This is a genomic window from Domibacillus sp. A3M-37, from assembly GCF_024213455.1.
GTDB classification, from domain to species: Bacteria; Bacillota; Bacilli; order Bacillales; family Domibacillaceae; genus Domibacillus; species Domibacillus tundrae.
On record NZ_JANAVL010000002.1, the window covers coordinates 269,823 to 285,806 of the forward strand.

Annotated in this window: 18 protein-coding genes; 14 read left to right on the forward strand and 4 right to left on the reverse strand. The window is 42.7% G+C overall.

The window, feature by feature from the left end; all coding sequences use genetic code 11:
• The first annotated feature begins 37 nt into the window (after positions 1–37).
• The 14 genes from treR (at position 38) to NLX67_RS05560 (ending at position 12,513) form a co-directional block, all read left to right on the forward strand.
• Positions 38–757 carry a trehalose operon repressor gene (gene treR, locus NLX67_RS05495; protein ID WP_046179713.1) on the forward strand — a complete coding sequence of 240 codons (720 nt, stop codon included), beginning with the start codon at positions 38–40 and terminating at the stop codon, positions 755–757.
• 98 nt (positions 758–855) lie between these two features.
• Positions 856–2,061 (forward strand): EAL domain-containing protein, encoded by a 1,206-nt coding sequence (locus NLX67_RS05500; RefSeq protein WP_046179712.1) that lies wholly within the window; start codon positions 856–858, stop codon positions 2,059–2,061.
• Between the two features lie 66 nt (positions 2,062–2,127).
• Positions 2,128–2,346 carry a hypothetical protein gene (locus NLX67_RS05505; RefSeq protein WP_046179711.1) on the forward strand — a complete coding sequence of 73 codons (219 nt, stop codon included), beginning with the start codon at positions 2,128–2,130 and terminating at the stop codon, positions 2,344–2,346.
• A 128-nt stretch (positions 2,347–2,474) separates the two neighbouring features.
• Positions 2,475–2,735 (forward strand): YkuJ family protein, encoded by a 261-nt coding sequence (locus NLX67_RS05510; RefSeq protein WP_046179710.1) that lies wholly within the window; start codon positions 2,475–2,477, stop codon positions 2,733–2,735.
• A gap of 123 nt (positions 2,736–2,858) precedes the next feature.
• Positions 2,859–3,299 carry a cyclic-di-AMP-binding protein CbpB gene (gene cbpB, locus NLX67_RS05515; RefSeq protein WP_046179709.1) on the forward strand — a complete coding sequence of 147 codons (441 nt, stop codon included), beginning with the start codon at positions 2,859–2,861 and terminating at the stop codon, positions 3,297–3,299.
• Positions 3,300–3,351: 52 nt separating this feature from the next.
• The gene (locus tag NLX67_RS05520; protein WP_254310683.1) at positions 3,352–4,800 is read left to right on the forward strand and encodes an MDR family MFS transporter; all 1,449 of its coding nucleotides are present in this window, start codon (positions 3,352–3,354) and stop codon (positions 4,798–4,800) included.
• Positions 4,801–4,804: 4 nt separating this feature from the next.
• The gene (locus tag NLX67_RS05525; protein ID WP_309143110.1) at positions 4,805–5,695 is read left to right on the forward strand and encodes a transcriptional regulator CcpC; all 891 of its coding nucleotides are present in this window, start codon (positions 4,805–4,807) and stop codon (positions 5,693–5,695) included.
• Positions 5,696–5,759: 64 nt separating this feature from the next.
• Entirely contained in the window at positions 5,760–6,470 is a 711-nt protein-coding gene (gene dapD, locus NLX67_RS05530; RefSeq protein WP_254310684.1) for a 2,3,4,5-tetrahydropyridine-2,6-dicarboxylate N-acetyltransferase, read from the forward strand.
• Between the two features lie 67 nt (positions 6,471–6,537).
• On the forward strand, positions 6,538–7,659 hold the full coding sequence (locus NLX67_RS05535; protein ID WP_254310685.1) for an N-acetyldiaminopimelate deacetylase: 1,122 nt from the start codon (positions 6,538–6,540) through the stop codon (positions 7,657–7,659).
• A 234-nt stretch (positions 7,660–7,893) separates the two neighbouring features.
• Positions 7,894–8,436 carry a peroxiredoxin gene (locus NLX67_RS05540; protein ID WP_046179704.1) on the forward strand — a complete coding sequence of 181 codons (543 nt, stop codon included), beginning with the start codon at positions 7,894–7,896 and terminating at the stop codon, positions 8,434–8,436.
• 81 nt (positions 8,437–8,517) lie between these two features.
• Entirely contained in the window at positions 8,518–8,973 is a 456-nt protein-coding gene (locus tag NLX67_RS05545; RefSeq protein WP_046179703.1) for a TlpA family protein disulfide reductase, read from the forward strand.
• Positions 8,974–9,411: 438 nt separating this feature from the next.
• Positions 9,412–10,746, forward strand: coding sequence for a cytochrome ubiquinol oxidase subunit I (locus NLX67_RS05550; protein ID WP_254310686.1), 1,335 nt, complete (start codon positions 9,412–9,414; stop codon positions 10,744–10,746).
• Positions 10,747–10,761: 15 nt separating this feature from the next.
• On the forward strand, positions 10,762–11,781 hold the full coding sequence (locus tag NLX67_RS05555) for a cytochrome d ubiquinol oxidase subunit II (RefSeq protein ID WP_046179701.1): 1,020 nt from the start codon (positions 10,762–10,764) through the stop codon (positions 11,779–11,781).
• A gap of 72 nt (positions 11,782–11,853) precedes the next feature.
• Positions 11,854–12,513 (forward strand): potassium channel family protein, encoded by a 660-nt coding sequence (locus NLX67_RS05560; RefSeq protein ID WP_046179700.1) that lies wholly within the window; start codon positions 11,854–11,856, stop codon positions 12,511–12,513.
• A 14-nt stretch (positions 12,514–12,527) separates the two neighbouring features.
• Here the strand turns inward: NLX67_RS05560 and NLX67_RS05565 are convergent, their stop codons facing one another.
• The 4 genes from NLX67_RS05565 to def all read right to left on the reverse strand — a co-directional run bounded on the left by NLX67_RS05565 (position 12,528) and on the right by def (position 15,905).
• A complete protein-coding gene (locus NLX67_RS05565) occupies positions 12,528–13,034 on the reverse strand; it encodes a C39 family peptidase (RefSeq protein ID WP_046179699.1) in 507 nt (168 codons plus the stop codon).
• Positions 13,035–13,096: 62 nt separating this feature from the next.
• A complete protein-coding gene (gene rnjA / locus NLX67_RS05570) occupies positions 13,097–14,764 on the reverse strand; it encodes a ribonuclease J1 (protein WP_046179698.1) in 1,668 nt (555 codons plus the stop codon).
• A 3-nt stretch (positions 14,765–14,767) separates the two neighbouring features.
• Positions 14,768–14,977 carry a DNA-dependent RNA polymerase subunit epsilon gene (locus NLX67_RS05575; protein ID WP_046179931.1) on the reverse strand — a complete coding sequence of 70 codons (210 nt, stop codon included), beginning with the start codon at positions 14,975–14,977 and terminating at the stop codon, positions 14,768–14,770.
• A 373-nt stretch (positions 14,978–15,350) separates the two neighbouring features.
• Positions 15,351–15,905 carry a peptide deformylase gene (gene def, locus NLX67_RS05580; protein WP_046179697.1) on the reverse strand — a complete coding sequence of 185 codons (555 nt, stop codon included), beginning with the start codon at positions 15,903–15,905 and terminating at the stop codon, positions 15,351–15,353.
• Positions 15,906–15,984 lie beyond the last annotated feature (79 nt).

Genomic DNA, 15,984 nt, shown 5'->3' on the forward strand with positions numbered 1-15,984 from the left:
TATAGTGGAAAGAATGACAGCATGCAGGTGAACAGAAATGAAAAAAAACAAATATAAGCACATTTATGAAGAACTCGCTGACAAAATGAAAAGTGGTACATTTCAGCCGGGTGAACTGATTCCCTCAGAGCACGAACTTGCAGCCCGTTATGAAACATCAAGGGAAACGATTCGTAAAGCGTTGACCCTCCTTTCTCAAAATGGATACATTCAAAAGCTGCGCGGCAAAGGTTCAGTCGTCCTTGACACAAGCCGCGCGAGTTTCCCAATTTCAGGACTTGTCAGCTTTAAAGAATTGGCGGATCAAATGAATGGCGTCATCCAAACGAATGTAGCAGAATTCAGCTTGATTCGTCCCGAGCCATATTTGCAGCATCAGCTTCAATGCAGCGTAAAAGAAGAGGTATGGAAAGTCATCCGCACGCGTACATTTGACGGGGAATGTGTTATTTTGGATAAAGATTTTTTATTGAAAAAGTATATTCCAGAGTTGACAAAAGACATATGCGGACAATCAATCTATGCTTATATTGAGCAGGAGCTTGGGTTAACGATCAGTTTTGCGAAAAAAGAAATAACAGTAGAGCCATGTACGGATGAAGACGTGGTTTTCCTTGATACAAATGGTTTTTCTCACGTCGTCGTCGTTCGCAACTACGTGTATTTGGACGATGCAAGCCTTTTCCAATATACGGAATCAAGGCACCGGCCGGATAAATTCCGGTTCGTCGATTTTGCCCGTCGTCATATGAAGTAGCCCGGCGCAGTCTTGTGCCGGGTTCTTTCTAATTAACAGCATAATTGTTAAAAGTCATGTATAATAATAAACGATTTGACGGAATAGGAGGCTTATTTATGGATGCACTTGAAATTATGAGCAATCTTGATCGTGTCGTGCCGTATTACCAGCCGATTTTCAGCGCCGATGAACATAAAATTATTGGATATGAAGTGTTAGGACGTTACATAGAAAATGAAACCGCCCAAAGCCTCGGGCATTTTTTTCATGATGAAGATACACCGGATGACTACCGTCGTGAAGTGGAAGACGTTATTGTTAGAAAAGCGCTTGATGCATTTACGGAAACAGGCAGAACAGAAATGCTGTTCATAAACCGCAGGGCAGCAGGTCTTCTCGAAGATTATGGTGAATCTTTTTTGGCCATTTTAGATGAGTATGCTGAAAAAGGATTAAAGTATGGACAAATTGTTCTTGAAATATCAGAAGCTGACTATAGCAAGTCGCTTGATAATGTGCTGCGCTACTATAAAACGCTCGGCATCCGGCTTGCGGTTGATCATATCGGAGAAGTAGACGGCGATATTCGCCATTTTGCCGGGTCGTCACCAGATATTTTAAAAATAAGTTTACGCGCATTACGAAAAGACGCCAGTGACCAGTCCTACAAAAACATTGTTTATTCGCTCTCTATGTTTGCACGCAAAATTGGTGCATCTCTTCTTTTTGAAACAGTGGAAGCAGAATATCAGCTGCAGTATGCATGGAAAAATGGCGGACGTTATTATCAAGGCTTTTATTTGGCGGAGCCGTCATCGGACTTTGCGGAACCCGACGGATTGAAAGAGATGTTGCGAGAAAAGTGCAGCCGGTTTATTTCATATGAGAAAAAAGCCCTCAGCAGCGTTTATGCATTCGCTGAACAATTAGAAATTGGTCTTGGTGCAATGATCGCTAAGTCAAAATCGATGCCGAAAGAAAAGCTTCTTGAAGACATTGCACAGGAGTTTAATGAAATGTGCTTTCGGCTTTATATTTGTGATGAAAATGGATTTGAATTAACGCCGAACTATTTTAAAAAAGAAGGACAGTGGATTTTTCAACGGGAATATTTGGACAAAAACTGGAGCTGGCGTCCGTATTTTCTCGAAAATATTGTTCGGATGAATAAAAATGGCGGCGGCTTAATTTCCGACTTATACAATGACATTGAGACGGGTGAAACAATCCGGACCTTCTCTTATCCTGTCAACGAACACGAATACTTGTTTTTTGATATTCCATATGAGTATTTGTACGACCAGGATGGATTATTGTATTAACGTATGAAACATGCTGGACCTGGAAACAATGGAAGCATCCTGAGATGTAAAGGGGATGCTCTAACCATGATCTGGATCATTTTATCGGCTGCCGTTTTGATCGGCGGCGGCCTATGGACAGCGGCCATTATGAAGCGCTCGGGCGCCTTTGGACGAAAGGATACTGACAATCCAGAGGCGGTCCAGCAACATCCTTACGGGCTGAATCCGATCATTTGGCTGTATATAGCGGCATTTGTCGTTTTTTCAGGGATCATCATCGTTGTTTGGATGAAAGGACGCTGATTTAAGCGTCTTTTTTATTTTTATTGAATTGAAAAAAGAGGGTAAAAATATTGGATTAAACAAGGGATCTATGGTATATTTCTTGTGCTTACTAAATGGATAACGATTATGAAAGGGGTCGACAATATATGTCACAGTTAGTTGGAATTGTACAGCGTTTAAAATCACTGCAGGAGGGCGGCGAGCAGGGAGAAGTCCAGCAGCGCCTATTTGAATTGAACGGCAAAACACTTTGCCAAGTGAAATATTTCCCGAATAAAGATACATTTGAGCTTGAAGTATATGATAAAGATGGAAAAGGAAGCAAATATCCTTTTGACGATATTGATATGACAGCGATTGAAATCTTTGAACTTCTTCAGGAAGCTAAACAAGAAGCGCAAGGATAACAAAACGACTTGCCAGGGCCGGATCTTTTTTAAGAACGGCTCGTTTCTCTGGCGCAGACTAAGAATATTTTGCTATAATGGAAGATGAATAAAGCGCTTACAAAAAGAAGAGGGAGACTAGCAATGATTTCCTTTGAAAACAAAGATGTGCTGCAAACCAATATAATGGATTATATTATTCCGGGAGAAAAAGTCGCTTTTGTTCAGCGTGGAAACAGCTTGGAACATGCGCTGCTGGTCTTAACAAAAAGCGGCTACACGGCGATTCCAGTTCTTGACACGAAATACCGGCTTGAAGGACTGATCAGCATTCCAATGATCACTGAAGCACTTCTTGGTCTTGAACGTGTGGAATTTGAGCGGTTAGAAGAATTAACAGTGGAACAAGTCATGGCTGTTGATAAGCCGAGATTGACCATCCATGATCATTTTCGAAAAGCGCTCGGCCTGCTTATTAATCATCCTTTTTTATGCGTAACGGATGAAGAAGGCCACTTTGAGGGAATTTTAACGAGACGGGTTATTTTAAAACAGCTGAATTATTATGTCGATGGGCTAAATTAATCAAGATCTGCCACGCGGCGGGTCTTTTTTTCTTGAATTTGAGGTGGAATAATTGAAACAAAGACAGACAAAGCGGCCACTTGTGCTGGCCGCTGTTATGCTGGCAATGTTTATGGGAGCCATTGAAGCAACCATTGTCGCGACAGCAATGCCGGATATCGTAGCGGATCTTGGCGGTTTTTCGTTATACAGCTGGGTGTTCTCCGCCTACTTGTTAATGAACGCTGCTACCGTTTTGATTTATGGAAAGCTGTCTGATATTTTCGGCCGTCGTCCGGTTCTGTTTACGGGTATAATCGTTTTTTTAATCGGTTCTGTTCTGTGCGGATTGGCTGGTTCGATGGAACAAATGATTATTTTTCGTTTTATTCAAGGAATCGGTGCAGGAGCAGTTATGCCCGTTGCAACGACGATTGTAGGTGATATTTACAAGAAAGAAGAGCGTGCTAAGGTTCAAGGATATCTCGCTAGTGTATGGGGTATTTCCGCTGTGTCGGGTCCGGCGCTTGGAGGGCTGCTCGTTGAATATGTTTCTTGGCGCTGGGTGTTTTGGATCAACGTGCCGATCGGAATTATCTCGATTTTTATGCTTCTTTTCTTTTTACATGAAAAAATCGAAAAGAAAAAACCCGATATCGATTATATTGGTACATTTCTATTTTTAGCAGGTATTTCTTCGTTAATGTACCTGTTGGTTGAGCAGGTGGAGACAACGTATACAGTGCTACTTTTGATAGTCGGCGTTCTATCGGTCGTTTTTTTCACAATTCATGAACGTCGTACCCAATCTCCAATGGTACCTTTTCATTTATGGAAAGTCCGGCCGATTTTAATTGCGAATCTTGTTTCGTTAACGACTGGGATTATGTTGATCGGCATTTCAACCTTTTTGCCGACATATGTACAAGGGGTAATGGGCGAAAATGCAACAGTCGCTGGGTTTACACTGACTGCTATGTCTATTGGCTGGCCGATTGCGTCTTCATTATCAGGGCGTTTGCTCAATTCAATTGGTTACCGGACAACGACGCTGATCGGCGGCGGCGCTTTACTGGCGGGCGGTCTGATGTTTACGGTGATGAATCCGGACTTTGGTCCATGGTGGGCGGCGGCGTCTTCTTTTGTCACAGGGGTTGGCATGGGTCTTACTTCTACGGCATTTATTGTTTCGATTCAAAATTCTGTCGGCTGGCATGAACGAGGTGCTGCTACAGCTTCCAATATGTTTATGCGTAATATCGGCAATACAATTGGTGCAGCACTGTTGGGCGGTGTGTTAAACAGCAGGCTGGCTGCTTATTTGGCAGAAAGAGAAGGTGCAGAAGGGCTGACAATCAACTCTGTGAACGAATTACTTGGTGAACAAACTGATATGAGTGAATCCACGCGTCTTATATTAAGCGAGGGACTGATTTCTTCCTTGCACGCCGTTTACTTGGTTGTCTTTTTCTTTGCGGCTGTTTCATTTGCGCTGCTTTTGTTTTTGAAGAAAGGAGAATAATATTGTGTCGTTTTCGGAATTTCGTCTATTGACGGTTCTTGCGGAAGAAATGAATATGCGCAAAGCGGCCGAACGGCTTTTTGTTTCCCAGCCGGCCCTTTCTCAGCGGCTCCAAACGATTGAAAAAGAATGGGCCGTTAAAATTTTTAACCGGTCCACAAAAGGATTATCCTTAACACCATCCGGTGAACTGATCGTTGAATACGCAAAAGAAACACTTGAGAAAAAAGAACAGCTGCTAGAAGAACTTCAATCGCTTGAGCCACAAGTGCATGGAACGCTGAAAATTGCTTGTGCGACAATTGTAGGGCAAAACTGGCTGCCGAAGGTATTGAAATTGTTTGTCGAGCGATATCCACATGCGAAAATTCAGCTGATCACTGGGTGGAGCAGTGAGATCGTCAAAGCGCTTTATGAAGGAGCTGTTCATATCGGTATTATCCGAGGGACACCTGAATGGAAAGGGCGGAAAATTCATTTGTTTGAAGACCCGCTTTATTTAGTGGATAAAGAAATTCAAAATATAGAAGATGTGTTGTCGACCGACAAGCCATTCATTCAATTTAAAAGTGATTCAAATTATGACCAGGAAATACAGGAGTGGTGGCATAACCGCTTTCAAATGGCGCCGAAACGTTCTATTGTTGTGGATCAAATCGAGACGTGCCGGCAAATGGCTTTTAACGGGCTTGGGTATGCGATATTGCCGGCCATTACGCTTTCTAATCAAGATCGTGACTTATTTAAAATTCCCCTTCTTGACCGTGAAGGAGAGCCGATCCGCCGTGATACGTGGCTTCTTGGCTATGATACCGCTTTTGAACTGCGGCAAGTACAGGCATTTGTTGAAACAGTTGAGCTTTTTATGACAGAGAAGAAAGAAAATTGCTTGTGAAAAGGACGGCGCTTTGATAAAGTAAGAGCAGAAAAAAGAGATTTTTCAGGAGGAATACATAATTATGAAAATGATGGACGCACATGAAATTATTGCTTTTATCGGCAACAGCACAAAATCAACACCAGTGAAAGTATATGTAAATGGAGAAGTGGCTGGTATAAACTTTGGCTCTTCCGCAAAAGTATTTGGAGAAGGAAAATCAGTCGTTGTATTTGGCGAGTGGGCTGAAGTATCAGAAGCTCTTGAGCAAAATAAAGATAAAATTACGGATTATGTAGTGGAAAATGACCGCCGCAACTCAGCAATTCCACTTCTTGATTTGAAAAACATTAAAGCACGTATTGAGCCGGGAGCTGTCATTCGCGACCAGGTTGAAATCGGCGATAATGCGGTCATCATGATGGGCGCTTCGATCAATATTGGTGCTGTGATTGGCGAAGGCACAATGATTGACATGAACGCTGTTCTTGGCGGCCGTGCGACAACAGGAAAGAACTGCCATGTTGGAGCGGGTGCTGTCCTTGCAGGCGTTATCGAGCCTCCTTCAGCCTCACCGGTTATTTTGGAAGATAACGTTTTAATCGGCGCAAATGCGGTTGTATTAGAAGGCTGCCGGATCGGGGAAGGTTCTGTTGTCGCTGCCGGCGCGATTGTGACAGAAGACATCCCGCCTTACTCTGTAGCAGTTGGTGCGCCAGCACGCGTTATTAAACAAATTGATGACAAAACAAAATCAAAAACTGAAATTATGCAGGAACTCCGCAAACTGTAAAAGCGGTAAAATCAGAACGCGTGGGCAGTTGCTCACGCGTTCTTTTTCTAAAAGAGGGGGACAAAAGATGAGTCGATTTACAGCGATCCGCCGTGATTTACACCAGATTCCAGAACTGGGCTTTCAAGAGTTTAAAACGCAGGCATATTTAGTACACTATTTACAGTCGCTTCCGGCAGAACGGCTCGATATAAAAACATGGCGTACCGGGATTCTTGTCAAGATTAACGGATTAAATCCGTCTAAAACAATCGGTTGGCGCACGGACATTGATGGATTACCGATCGTGGAAAAAACAGATCTTCCGTTTTCATCCACACATGAAGGGCGGATGCATGCATGCGGACATGATCTTCATATGAGCATTGCGTTAGGTGCTGTCACTCACTTTGCTTCGAATCCGATCGATGACGACCTCGTTTTTGTTTTTCAGCCGGCTGAAGAAGGGCCGGGCGGTGCAGCACCGATGATGGCATCGCCGGAATTCCGTGAATGGATGCCGGACGAAATTTATGCGCTTCACATTGCGCCAGAGCATCCGGCTGGGACCATTGCGACAAAGCCGGGGCTTTTATTCGCGAATACGTCTGAGCTGTTTATCGATATTCGTGGCAAAGGAGGTCACGCGGCGTATCCGCATGAAACGAAAGATATGGTTGTTGCTGCTTCTTATTTTGTGACGCAGCTTCAGTCTATCGTTTCGCGAAATGTCGATCCACTTGACAGCGCTGTTGTGACTATCGGAAAGATGACAGCAGGTACAGTGCAAAATGTTATTGCAGATCACGCAAGGCTCGAAGGAACAATTCGTACGCTGTCGCCCGAAGCAATGGACAAAGCAAAAGCGCGCGTTCAGTCGCTTTTAAAAGGCATCGAAACCGCGTTTGATTGTGAAACGGAAATTGACTGTGGCAGTGGTTATTATCAAGTGTTTAACGATCCCGAAGTTACCGGCCGGTTTGTACAATTTGCTGCGCAGCAGCCGGATGTCCAGTTTGTTCAGTCGCGCGAGGCGATGACAGGGGAAGATTTCGGTTTTATGTTAAAAGAAATTCCCGGTCTTATGTTTTGGCTTGGTGTCGGATCTGAATATGGTCTTCACCATGCGAAGCTAAACCCGGATGAAGCGGCAATCGAGACAGCCATTTCGTTTATCGTTCGCTACTTTACGCACTTGGGCAGCCGCTAATTTTGCTTTGCAGCACTTATCATTTTGTCATTGCAGCGAAACATGGTAAACTAAAGCAGTACTTGAATAAGTATTGATCGTTTTAAATAATAACTTCTTATTTAAAATGATTCCAATAAGAAGTTGACATGTTACTGTGAAAGAATTACAATAATCTTTGTGAAATGAAAGCTTTTGAGAATATAGACTGGCTTTCTCATTTAAAAAAACAATTAATTTGGAGGTTTTTTATTCATGGCAGAACGTATGGTAGGAAAACAAGCACCGCGCTTTGAAATGGAAGCAGTACTTGCGAATAAAGAATTCGGTAAAGTAAGTCTTGAAGAAAACATGAAAAACGACAAATGGACGGTTCTTTTCTTCTACCCAATGGACTTTACTTTCGTATGCCCGACAGAAATTACAGCTCTTTCTGACCGCTACGATGAATTCGAAGATCTTGATGCGGAAGTAATTGGTGTATCTACTGATACAATCCATACTCACCTTGCGTGGATTAAAACAGACCGTAAAGATAATGGTCTTGGTGATTTAAAATACCCGCTTGCGGCAGATACAAACCATATTGTATCACGTGACTACGGTGTTCTAATCGAAGAAGAAGGTGTTGCACTCCGCGGCTTGTTCATCATCAACCCAGAAGGAGAACTTCAATATCAGGTTGTCAACCATAACAACATTGGCCGTGATGTTGAGGAAACACTTCGTGTGCTTCAAGCTCTTCAAACAGGCGGTCTTTGCCCTGCGAACTGGAAACCAGGCCAAACAACTCTTTAATACATGATTTTTTCATCGGGGCCTAACATTGCGTTAGGTCCTGATGTGTCTATATATATAGAAAAAGGAGCGAATGGATTCATGAAATTAAGAGAACAAATGCCAGAACTTAATGGTGCAACAGAATGGCTGAACGGAGAATTATCAAAAAGTGATGTAGTTGGAGAAAAACCGACATTGATTCATTTTTGGTCTGTAAGCTGCCATCTTTGCAAAGAAGCAATGCCAAGCGTAAATAAATTTCGTGACGACTACAAAGATAAGTTAAATGTCATTGCTGTGCATATGCCTCGTTCAGAAGATGATTTGAACTTAGATCAAATTAAATCGGTTGCGGCCGAGCATGAAATTACACAACCGATTTTTGTGGACAGCGAACATAAGCTGACAGAAGCATTTGAAAATCAATACGTTCCTGCTTACTATGTATTTGATAAAGAAGGCCAGCTTCGCCATTTCCAAGCAGGCGGAAGCGGTATGAAAATGCTCGAAAAACGTGTAAATCGCGTCTTGGATGAAACAGCAAAAGCAGAATAAGAAAAGCGCAGAGCGCACGTCTTTTGGTAACAGCATAAGGTGAGCACTGATGGAAACGATTTTTGCCTCCAGATAGGCTTGTCTGGGTAAATGGAACAAAAGCTAAGAACACGGCATCTTCCCGCCGCGCTTCAAAGCTGCCACGTCCTGTGGCATTCGCCCGATCTAAGTCAATCATCTGGATCGTCGCAACAATGCCTTTGTAACTCACATACTGTGAGCCATCGAGCCGATGGCACCTAAAACTGGGCAGCTTCTAAAATGTATACTTTCTTATCTTTGTAAAGAAGAGCAGCCGGCATTTGCCGGTTTTTCTTTATACAAGTTTGTGAAAATAGTCACAAAATCGTCATACACCTTATATGGAATTGTTTTTATATAAGGTTTACAATACGGGTAACATATAAATAGTCAGAAGAAAAAAGGGAGGTCAACTTAATGGAACTTGATGGTGTCATGCTCAGCAGAATGCTGATGACAATGACGTTAATGTTTCATATTATTTTCGCCACAATCGGTGTTGGTATACCGGTAATGATTGCAATTGCAGAATTTATAGGCATCAAACGAAATGATCCTTACTATTCGCTTATGGCCAGACGATGGGCACGCGGATATACCATCACAGTAGCGGTGGGGGTCGTAACCGGGACGATAATTGGGCTTCAACTTTCTTTGCTATGGCCAAGCTTTATGGAAGTAGCCGGTCAAGTTATTGCACTGCCCCTTTTTATGGAGACATTCGCTTTTTTCTTCGAAGCCATTTTCCTCGGTATTTATTTGTATACGTGGGATCGCTTTAAAGGCAAATGGACACACTGGCTGCTGACGATTCCGGTTATGATCGGTTCATCCGCGTCAGCTTTGTTTATTACAACGGTCAATGCGTTTATGAACACGCCGCAAGGATTTGATTTAAAAGACGGTGAAATGATTAACATTGATCCAATCGCCGCCATGCTAAACCCGGCAATGCCTTCTAAAGTTCTTCATGTCGTAGCGACATCGTACGTAACAGCAGCAGCAATATTAGCAGCGATCGCCGCTTTTGCTATTCTCAAGGGGCGCCGTGGGCAATATGAACAAAAAGCGCTGCGCTTGACAGTTGCTTGTACATTTGTTTTCTCACTGTTAATATCAATTACCGGTGATATATCCGCAAAGTTTTTAGCGGATGTGCAGCCTGAAAAACTGGCTGCTGCAGAATGGCATTTTGAAACAGAAAAAGGCGCGGATTTAATTTTCTTCGGTACATTAAATGAAAACGGCGAAATAGAAAACGAAATCCGTGTTCCGAAGGTGCTCAGCTTTCTAGCGGGAAATTCTTTTGAGACAGAAGTCATTGGTCTTAATGAAACACCGGAAGATGAACGACCGCCGCTTTGGATTCACTATATGTTCGACACAATGGTCAGTATCGGCATGTTTCTCATGGCAACGACTGCGATCTTCGTCTTGATGGACCGGGTAAAAAAGTGGAATGCATTGAATAAACCGCTTCTTTTAGCGATTTTGGCAGCGGGGCCACTATCGATGGTGGCCATTGAAGCCGGGTGGATATTAGCTGAAGTCGGGCGTCAGCCGTGGATTATGCGTGGTTATATGAAGGTGGCGGAAGCAGCGACAACAAGCAACAGTGTGGGCCTGACTTTTGTGCTGTTTGCATTGCTTTACCTTGTGCTGGGTATAATGGCGATTGTTGTGTTAATTAAAATGTTTAAAAATTCACCAGCAGAAGCGGAACTTGAAAAACGGTTTCCGAACCGGAAATAGGGAGGGGGATGAATCATGAACTATGAACTGATTGGCATTACAGTTCTTTGGACATTTTTGTACGGCTACTTAATTGTCGCATCCATCGATTTCGGCGCTGGATTCTTTGCGTATTATGCAAGAATGAAGAAAAAAGACCATATTATCAATGATCTCATTTCTCGATACTTATCACCGGTATGGGAAGTAACAAATGTGTTTTTCGTATTTTTCTTCGTCGGAATCGTTGGTTTTTTTCCAGCAACGGCTTATTACTATGGGACGGCGCTCCTCATTCCGGGCAGTGTCGCTCTCATTTTAATTGCGATTCGCGGATCTTTTTATGCATTTAATAATTACGGATCACGTGACAGCACCTTTTACTTGTTTTTGTATGGTGCAACCGGTTTGTTAATTCCCGCTTCTTTGTCCACGGCATTAACGATTTCGGAAGGCGGATTTTTAGATGAAGTGGACGGGAATGTCGAATTTCTTGCGAAAGAATTGTTTACGAGTCCCTTTTCCTGGAGCGTCGTCTTTTTATCAATTGTCTCTGTTTTATTTATAAGTGCCACGTTTTTAACGTATTATGCGGACCGTGCGGATGATCAGCAGGCGCGAAAGACGCTTCGCCAGTTTGCGCTTTTTTGGAGCATGCCAACAATTGTGGCCAGCTTGCTCGTTTTTATGTCGTTGCAAATGCACAATTCAGAGCATTACGATAAAGCGGTCACCGAATACTGGTGGATGTTTGGGTTGTCTCTTCTTTGTTTCAGTATCGCCTCATGGTTTATTTACAGTCAAAAGCGATACGGCACTGCGTTTATTATGGTGATGCTGCAATTTTTCTTCGCGTTTTTTGGGTATGGTGCATCACATTTACCATACATTTTGTACCCGTACATTACACTTCACGAAAACGCGACGAATGAAGCGATGGCCACCGCGCTCATCATTGTGTTTATACTTGGTCTGCTGCTGCTCATTCCATCGTTATTCTTATTAATGCGCCTATTCTTGTTTGATGCAGATTACGTGAAGGGGGAAAAGAAATAAAGGCAATTGTGGCATGTTCATGGTAAACTGTCAGAGCGGAACCATTTTAGCGTTGACAGCGGGGGAATGAACATGAAAAAAGAATTTGTCGTCATCGGGCTTGGGCGCTTCGGCAGCAGCATTTGCCGAGAGCTGAGTGAACAAGGAATGGAAGTAATGGCCATTGACAAGGATGAAGACCGAGTCAATGAGTTTGCCTCGATCGCCTCACATGCCGTAGTTGCGGATACAACAGATGAATCTGTATTAAAAAGCTTGGGCATCCGAAACTTTGACCATGTCATTGTTGCTATTGGGGATGATATTCAATCCAGCATTTTAACTACACTTATGCTGAAAGAAGTCGGTGTGAAAAAAGTAACGGCAAAAGCACAAAACGATTACCATGAAAAAGTGCTGCTGAAAATTGGGGCAGATCAGGTTGTTCATCCGGAGCGCGACATGGGCCGCCGGATTGCCAATAACATCGTGTCGAATAACGTATTAGATTATCTGGAGCTTTCTGATGAACATTCTATCATGGAAATCATCGCAAATGAAACACTTGCGGAGAATACATTAATCGATCTTGATATTCGTGCGCGTTATGGCATTAATATTGTCGCGATTAAACGGGGCAAAGAAATTATCGTGTCGCCGCAAGCAGACGAAGCGATTCATCTGAATGATATTTTAATCATTATTGGTGCGGATAATGACATTGACCGTTTTGAGAAAAAAATGAATGACTGATTAAATCCCCCGTGTTATAGCGGGGGATTTTTTGGAGACAAAAGAACGAAGCGAAGTACGCTTGACTGATCTTCAAATGATATACGGCGGATTTTGCTTTTTCGCCCCGGTGCACCATTGTCATGAAAATATAAAAAAATCTTCCTGTCCTTGATTTCATATCCCGTTAGTACGACCCAATGATACGCATACATCGGCTTTGAAAAAAAACGGAGAGTACAATATTTATCAAACTTTGCCGCAACAGGATGACCGAGGTCAAGCTCATTGATCACCTCATCAATTCGATTTGACGGTTTAACCATCCAGTTGCTGCCCAGCAGTTTTTTTAACTTACGGACCATGATAAAACGGAACAATCCGATCCTCGTTGCGCCCAGCTGTTTATACAGCTGATTTACTGAGTAAGACACATTCCAATACTGTAAAATAACTGAAACCGTAACGGGTCCGCAAGCAGAAGGGCGGTAGTGCTTTTTGATCTTTTCTTCATATTGCGACTGGCCTTTTACTATGGTCATGAATAGACGCCTCCATGAAAAGAAGAGCGCTCCTTATCAGTAAGGAACGCTCTTTTATTTTGTTACACTTCCATAATAATCGGTAAAATCATCGGGCGGCGTTTTGTCCGCTCATAAAGAAATGGAGAAAGTGTATCAGTAATTTCATTTTTAATGTCAGACCATTGAGTTGAGTTGTTGTTTAAAAGCTGCTTTACATGTCGGTTCAGCATGGATTGCGCTTCGTAAATTAAATCGCCGGACTCGCGCATATAAACAAATCCACGTGAAATAATGTCAGGACCGGCCTCGATTTTATTTTTTTCTTTATTAATGCTGACGACCACAATCACAAGGCCTTCTTCTGATAAAATGCGGCGGTCGCGAAGAACAATGTTGCCAATATCGCCAATACCGCTTCCGTCAATATAAACAGATCCTGATTGAATACGTCCAGCTACATAAGCTTCATCTTTCGACAAGGCTAGTACATCGCCATTGTCCATAATAAAGCAGTTTTCCGCTGGAACGCCGCAGTCAATGGCATGCTGGCAATGTGTTTTCTGCATCCGGTACTCACCGTGAATTGGCATGAAAAATTTAGGCTTAATAAGACGCAGCATCAATTTTTGTTCTTCCTGGCTGCCGTGTCCGGATGTGTGAATATCATTTAATGGACCATGAATAACATCCGCTCCGGCACGGGACAACGAATCAATAATACGATTCACGCTTACAGTGTTGCCTGGAATCGGCGATGATGAAAAGACAACTGTGTCGTGCGGCTGAATTTGAATTTGCCGGTGAGATCCATTAGCGATACGTGAAAGTGCGGCCATCGGTTCACCTTGGCTGCCGGTACATAAAATCGTGACTTTATTGGCAGGAAGCTTGTTTAATTGATGAGTATCAACAAACGTGTCTTTCGGGCAGTGAATGTAGCCGAGCTGCTGCCCGATATTAATTGCATTTTCCATGCTTCGGCCAAAAACACCAACTTTGCGGCCATCCTCTACTGCTGCTTCGACAACTTGTTGAAGGCGGTGAATGTTTGACGCGAATGTTGCGAAAATGATCCGGCCTTTTACTTTACGAAATACATTATGAATACTTTCGCCGACTTTGCGTTCAGACATCGTAAAGTTTGGTACTTCACTGTTTGTACTGTCTGATAATAAGCAAAGAACACCTTCTTTGCCGATCTCAGCCATTTTCGTTAAATTAGCCGGCTCACCCACGGGTGTGAAGTCAAATTTAAAGTCACCTGTATGAACGATACTGCCTTGAGGTGTTTTGACAACAACTCCATAAGAATCAGGAATACTGTGCGTCGTCCGGAAAAAAGATACAGATGTTTTCCGGAATTTAATCACATCATCTTCGCCGATTTCGTGAAGGCGTGTGCGGCGAAGCAATCCATGCTCATCTAATTTATTGCGCAAGAGGCCCAGGGCGAGCTTTCCGCCATATACAGGTACATTCACAACCCGCAATAAATAAGGGATGCCGCCAATATGGTCTTCATGACCATGTGTAACAAACAGTCCTTTAATTTTATCGGCATTTTTTTGGAGATAAGAATAATCTGGAATCACATAGTCGATTCCAAGCAGCTCATCTTCCGGAAATTTAATTCCTGCATCAATCAAAATAATTTCGTCCTGAAATTGGACGGCATACGTGTTTTTGCCGATTTCACCCAAACCGCCGAGGGCAAAAACTGCTGTTTGATCATTTTTTACAAATTTCATGTGTTACAGCTGCTCCACTTTAAAGTCAGGTGACTTTTTCTCGTATTCAAGGTGACTGTCATTTACCTTTTGGACAAACTCAATGTTGTATGGGCGGCTTTTTAATGCGTGGCGAACTTCCCGTTCTGTTTGCGCTTCAGCATATAATGATTTTGTTTTTTCACGAACAGGCACTTCAGAACGATTTTCTTGGTAGTACACTTTGTAAATCATAACTTTCTCTCCTTTTTCTCGTTTAATATATACAAACCGCATAAAAGCGGTTCTTCTCAGTTTTTATCACAAAGGCTTGTTGAAAACAGCCTGTGGTCTTGATTTTTATTATATAGAAAGAAAGATGTTTTGACACGAAAGAACATCTTTTGTCTCTTGCATAAAGACAGCCCTTCATAATAGAAGGGCTTAACCATTCGAAATTATGCGATTGATTTTCTTCTGAGCAGATCTTTCCACTGTTTAACGAGCTTTTTTTTCAGCTTCTTCAACATTGTGGATCACTCCTTATTGCCATTTTATCATATGGTTGCTTGAATGAAAAGGAAATGGGCAATTCTATTGTGCAGTGGCTGGGGACTGACCATATGGCTTATCGTTCAATTGCCTGCGCATTTTCTTCCACATGAAATGGATCTTTTTCGTTAATATAGTCATAAAACAGGATGCCGTTTAAGTGGTCAATTTCATGCTGAATACAAATAGCAGGGAGTCCTTTTAAGCGGAATTTAACTTCTTCTTCCTCCAATGTTATCGCCTTGATTGTGACTCTTGCATAACGATGGACGTAACCAGGAACATTACGGTCAACAGACAAGCATCCTTCGCCACTTGTTAAAAATGCTTTTTCAACAGAATGACTGACAATTTTTGGGTTGAAAAGTGCATAGCTCAATTGATTGCCTTTTTCATCTTTTACATGGACTGCAATCATTCGTTTGGAAATGCCGATTTGAGGAGCGGCAAGACCGATGCCAGGACGCAGGCCGTATTTTTCCGATAGCTCCGGATCTTGGCTGTGTTGAACGTATTCCATTAAGGAAGCAAGCGTTTCTTTGTCTTCAATTGATGCCGGCAGGGTCACGTCACTCGCTTTTTTACGAAGAACCGGGTCCCCTTCCCGAACGATATCATTCATCTTAATCATATAGTTCCCTTCCTTTTTTCGCGTTTAGTGTATTTATCTTATCAAAAAGTGAGCAAAATGTTAACGGAGCGAGCCTTTT

What these genes read in the sequence shown, in the direction of transcription:
- treR (WP_046179713.1), top strand. Translation starts at nt 38, where the DNA reads ATGAAAAAAAACAAATATAAGCACATTTATGAAGAACTCGCTGACAAA.
- NLX67_RS05500 (WP_046179712.1), top strand. Translation starts at nt 856, where the DNA reads ATGGATGCACTTGAAATTATGAGCAATCTTGATCGTGTCGTGCCGTAT.
- NLX67_RS05505 (WP_046179711.1), top strand. Translation starts at nt 2,128, where the DNA reads ATGATCTGGATCATTTTATCGGCTGCCGTTTTGATCGGCGGCGGCCTA.
- NLX67_RS05510 (WP_046179710.1), top strand. Translation starts at nt 2,475, where the DNA reads ATGTCACAGTTAGTTGGAATTGTACAGCGTTTAAAATCACTGCAGGAG.
- cbpB (WP_046179709.1), top strand. Translation starts at nt 2,859, where the DNA reads ATGATTTCCTTTGAAAACAAAGATGTGCTGCAAACCAATATAATGGAT.
- dapD (WP_254310684.1), top strand. Translation starts at nt 5,760, where the DNA reads ATGAAAATGATGGACGCACATGAAATTATTGCTTTTATCGGCAACAGC.
- NLX67_RS05535 (WP_254310685.1), top strand. Translation starts at nt 6,538, where the DNA reads ATGAGTCGATTTACAGCGATCCGCCGTGATTTACACCAGATTCCAGAA.
- NLX67_RS05540 (WP_046179704.1), top strand. Translation starts at nt 7,894, where the DNA reads ATGGCAGAACGTATGGTAGGAAAACAAGCACCGCGCTTTGAAATGGAA.
- NLX67_RS05545 (WP_046179703.1), top strand. Translation starts at nt 8,518, where the DNA reads ATGAAATTAAGAGAACAAATGCCAGAACTTAATGGTGCAACAGAATGG.
- NLX67_RS05550 (WP_254310686.1), top strand. Translation starts at nt 9,412, where the DNA reads ATGGAACTTGATGGTGTCATGCTCAGCAGAATGCTGATGACAATGACG.
- NLX67_RS05555 (WP_046179701.1), top strand. Translation starts at nt 10,762, where the DNA reads ATGAACTATGAACTGATTGGCATTACAGTTCTTTGGACATTTTTGTAC.
- NLX67_RS05560 (WP_046179700.1), top strand. Translation starts at nt 11,854, where the DNA reads ATGAAAAAAGAATTTGTCGTCATCGGGCTTGGGCGCTTCGGCAGCAGC.
- NLX67_RS05565 (WP_046179699.1), bottom strand. Translation starts at nt 13,034, where the DNA reads ATGACCATAGTAAAAGGCCAGTCGCAATATGAAGAAAAGATCAAAAAG.
- rnjA (WP_046179698.1), bottom strand. Translation starts at nt 14,764, where the DNA reads ATGAAATTTGTAAAAAATGATCAAACAGCAGTTTTTGCCCTCGGCGGT.
- NLX67_RS05575 (WP_046179931.1), bottom strand. Translation starts at nt 14,977, where the DNA reads ATGATTTACAAAGTGTACTACCAAGAAAATCGTTCTGAAGTGCCTGTT.
- def (WP_046179697.1), bottom strand. Translation starts at nt 15,905, where the DNA reads ATGATTAAGATGAATGATATCGTTCGGGAAGGGGACCCGGTTCTTCGT.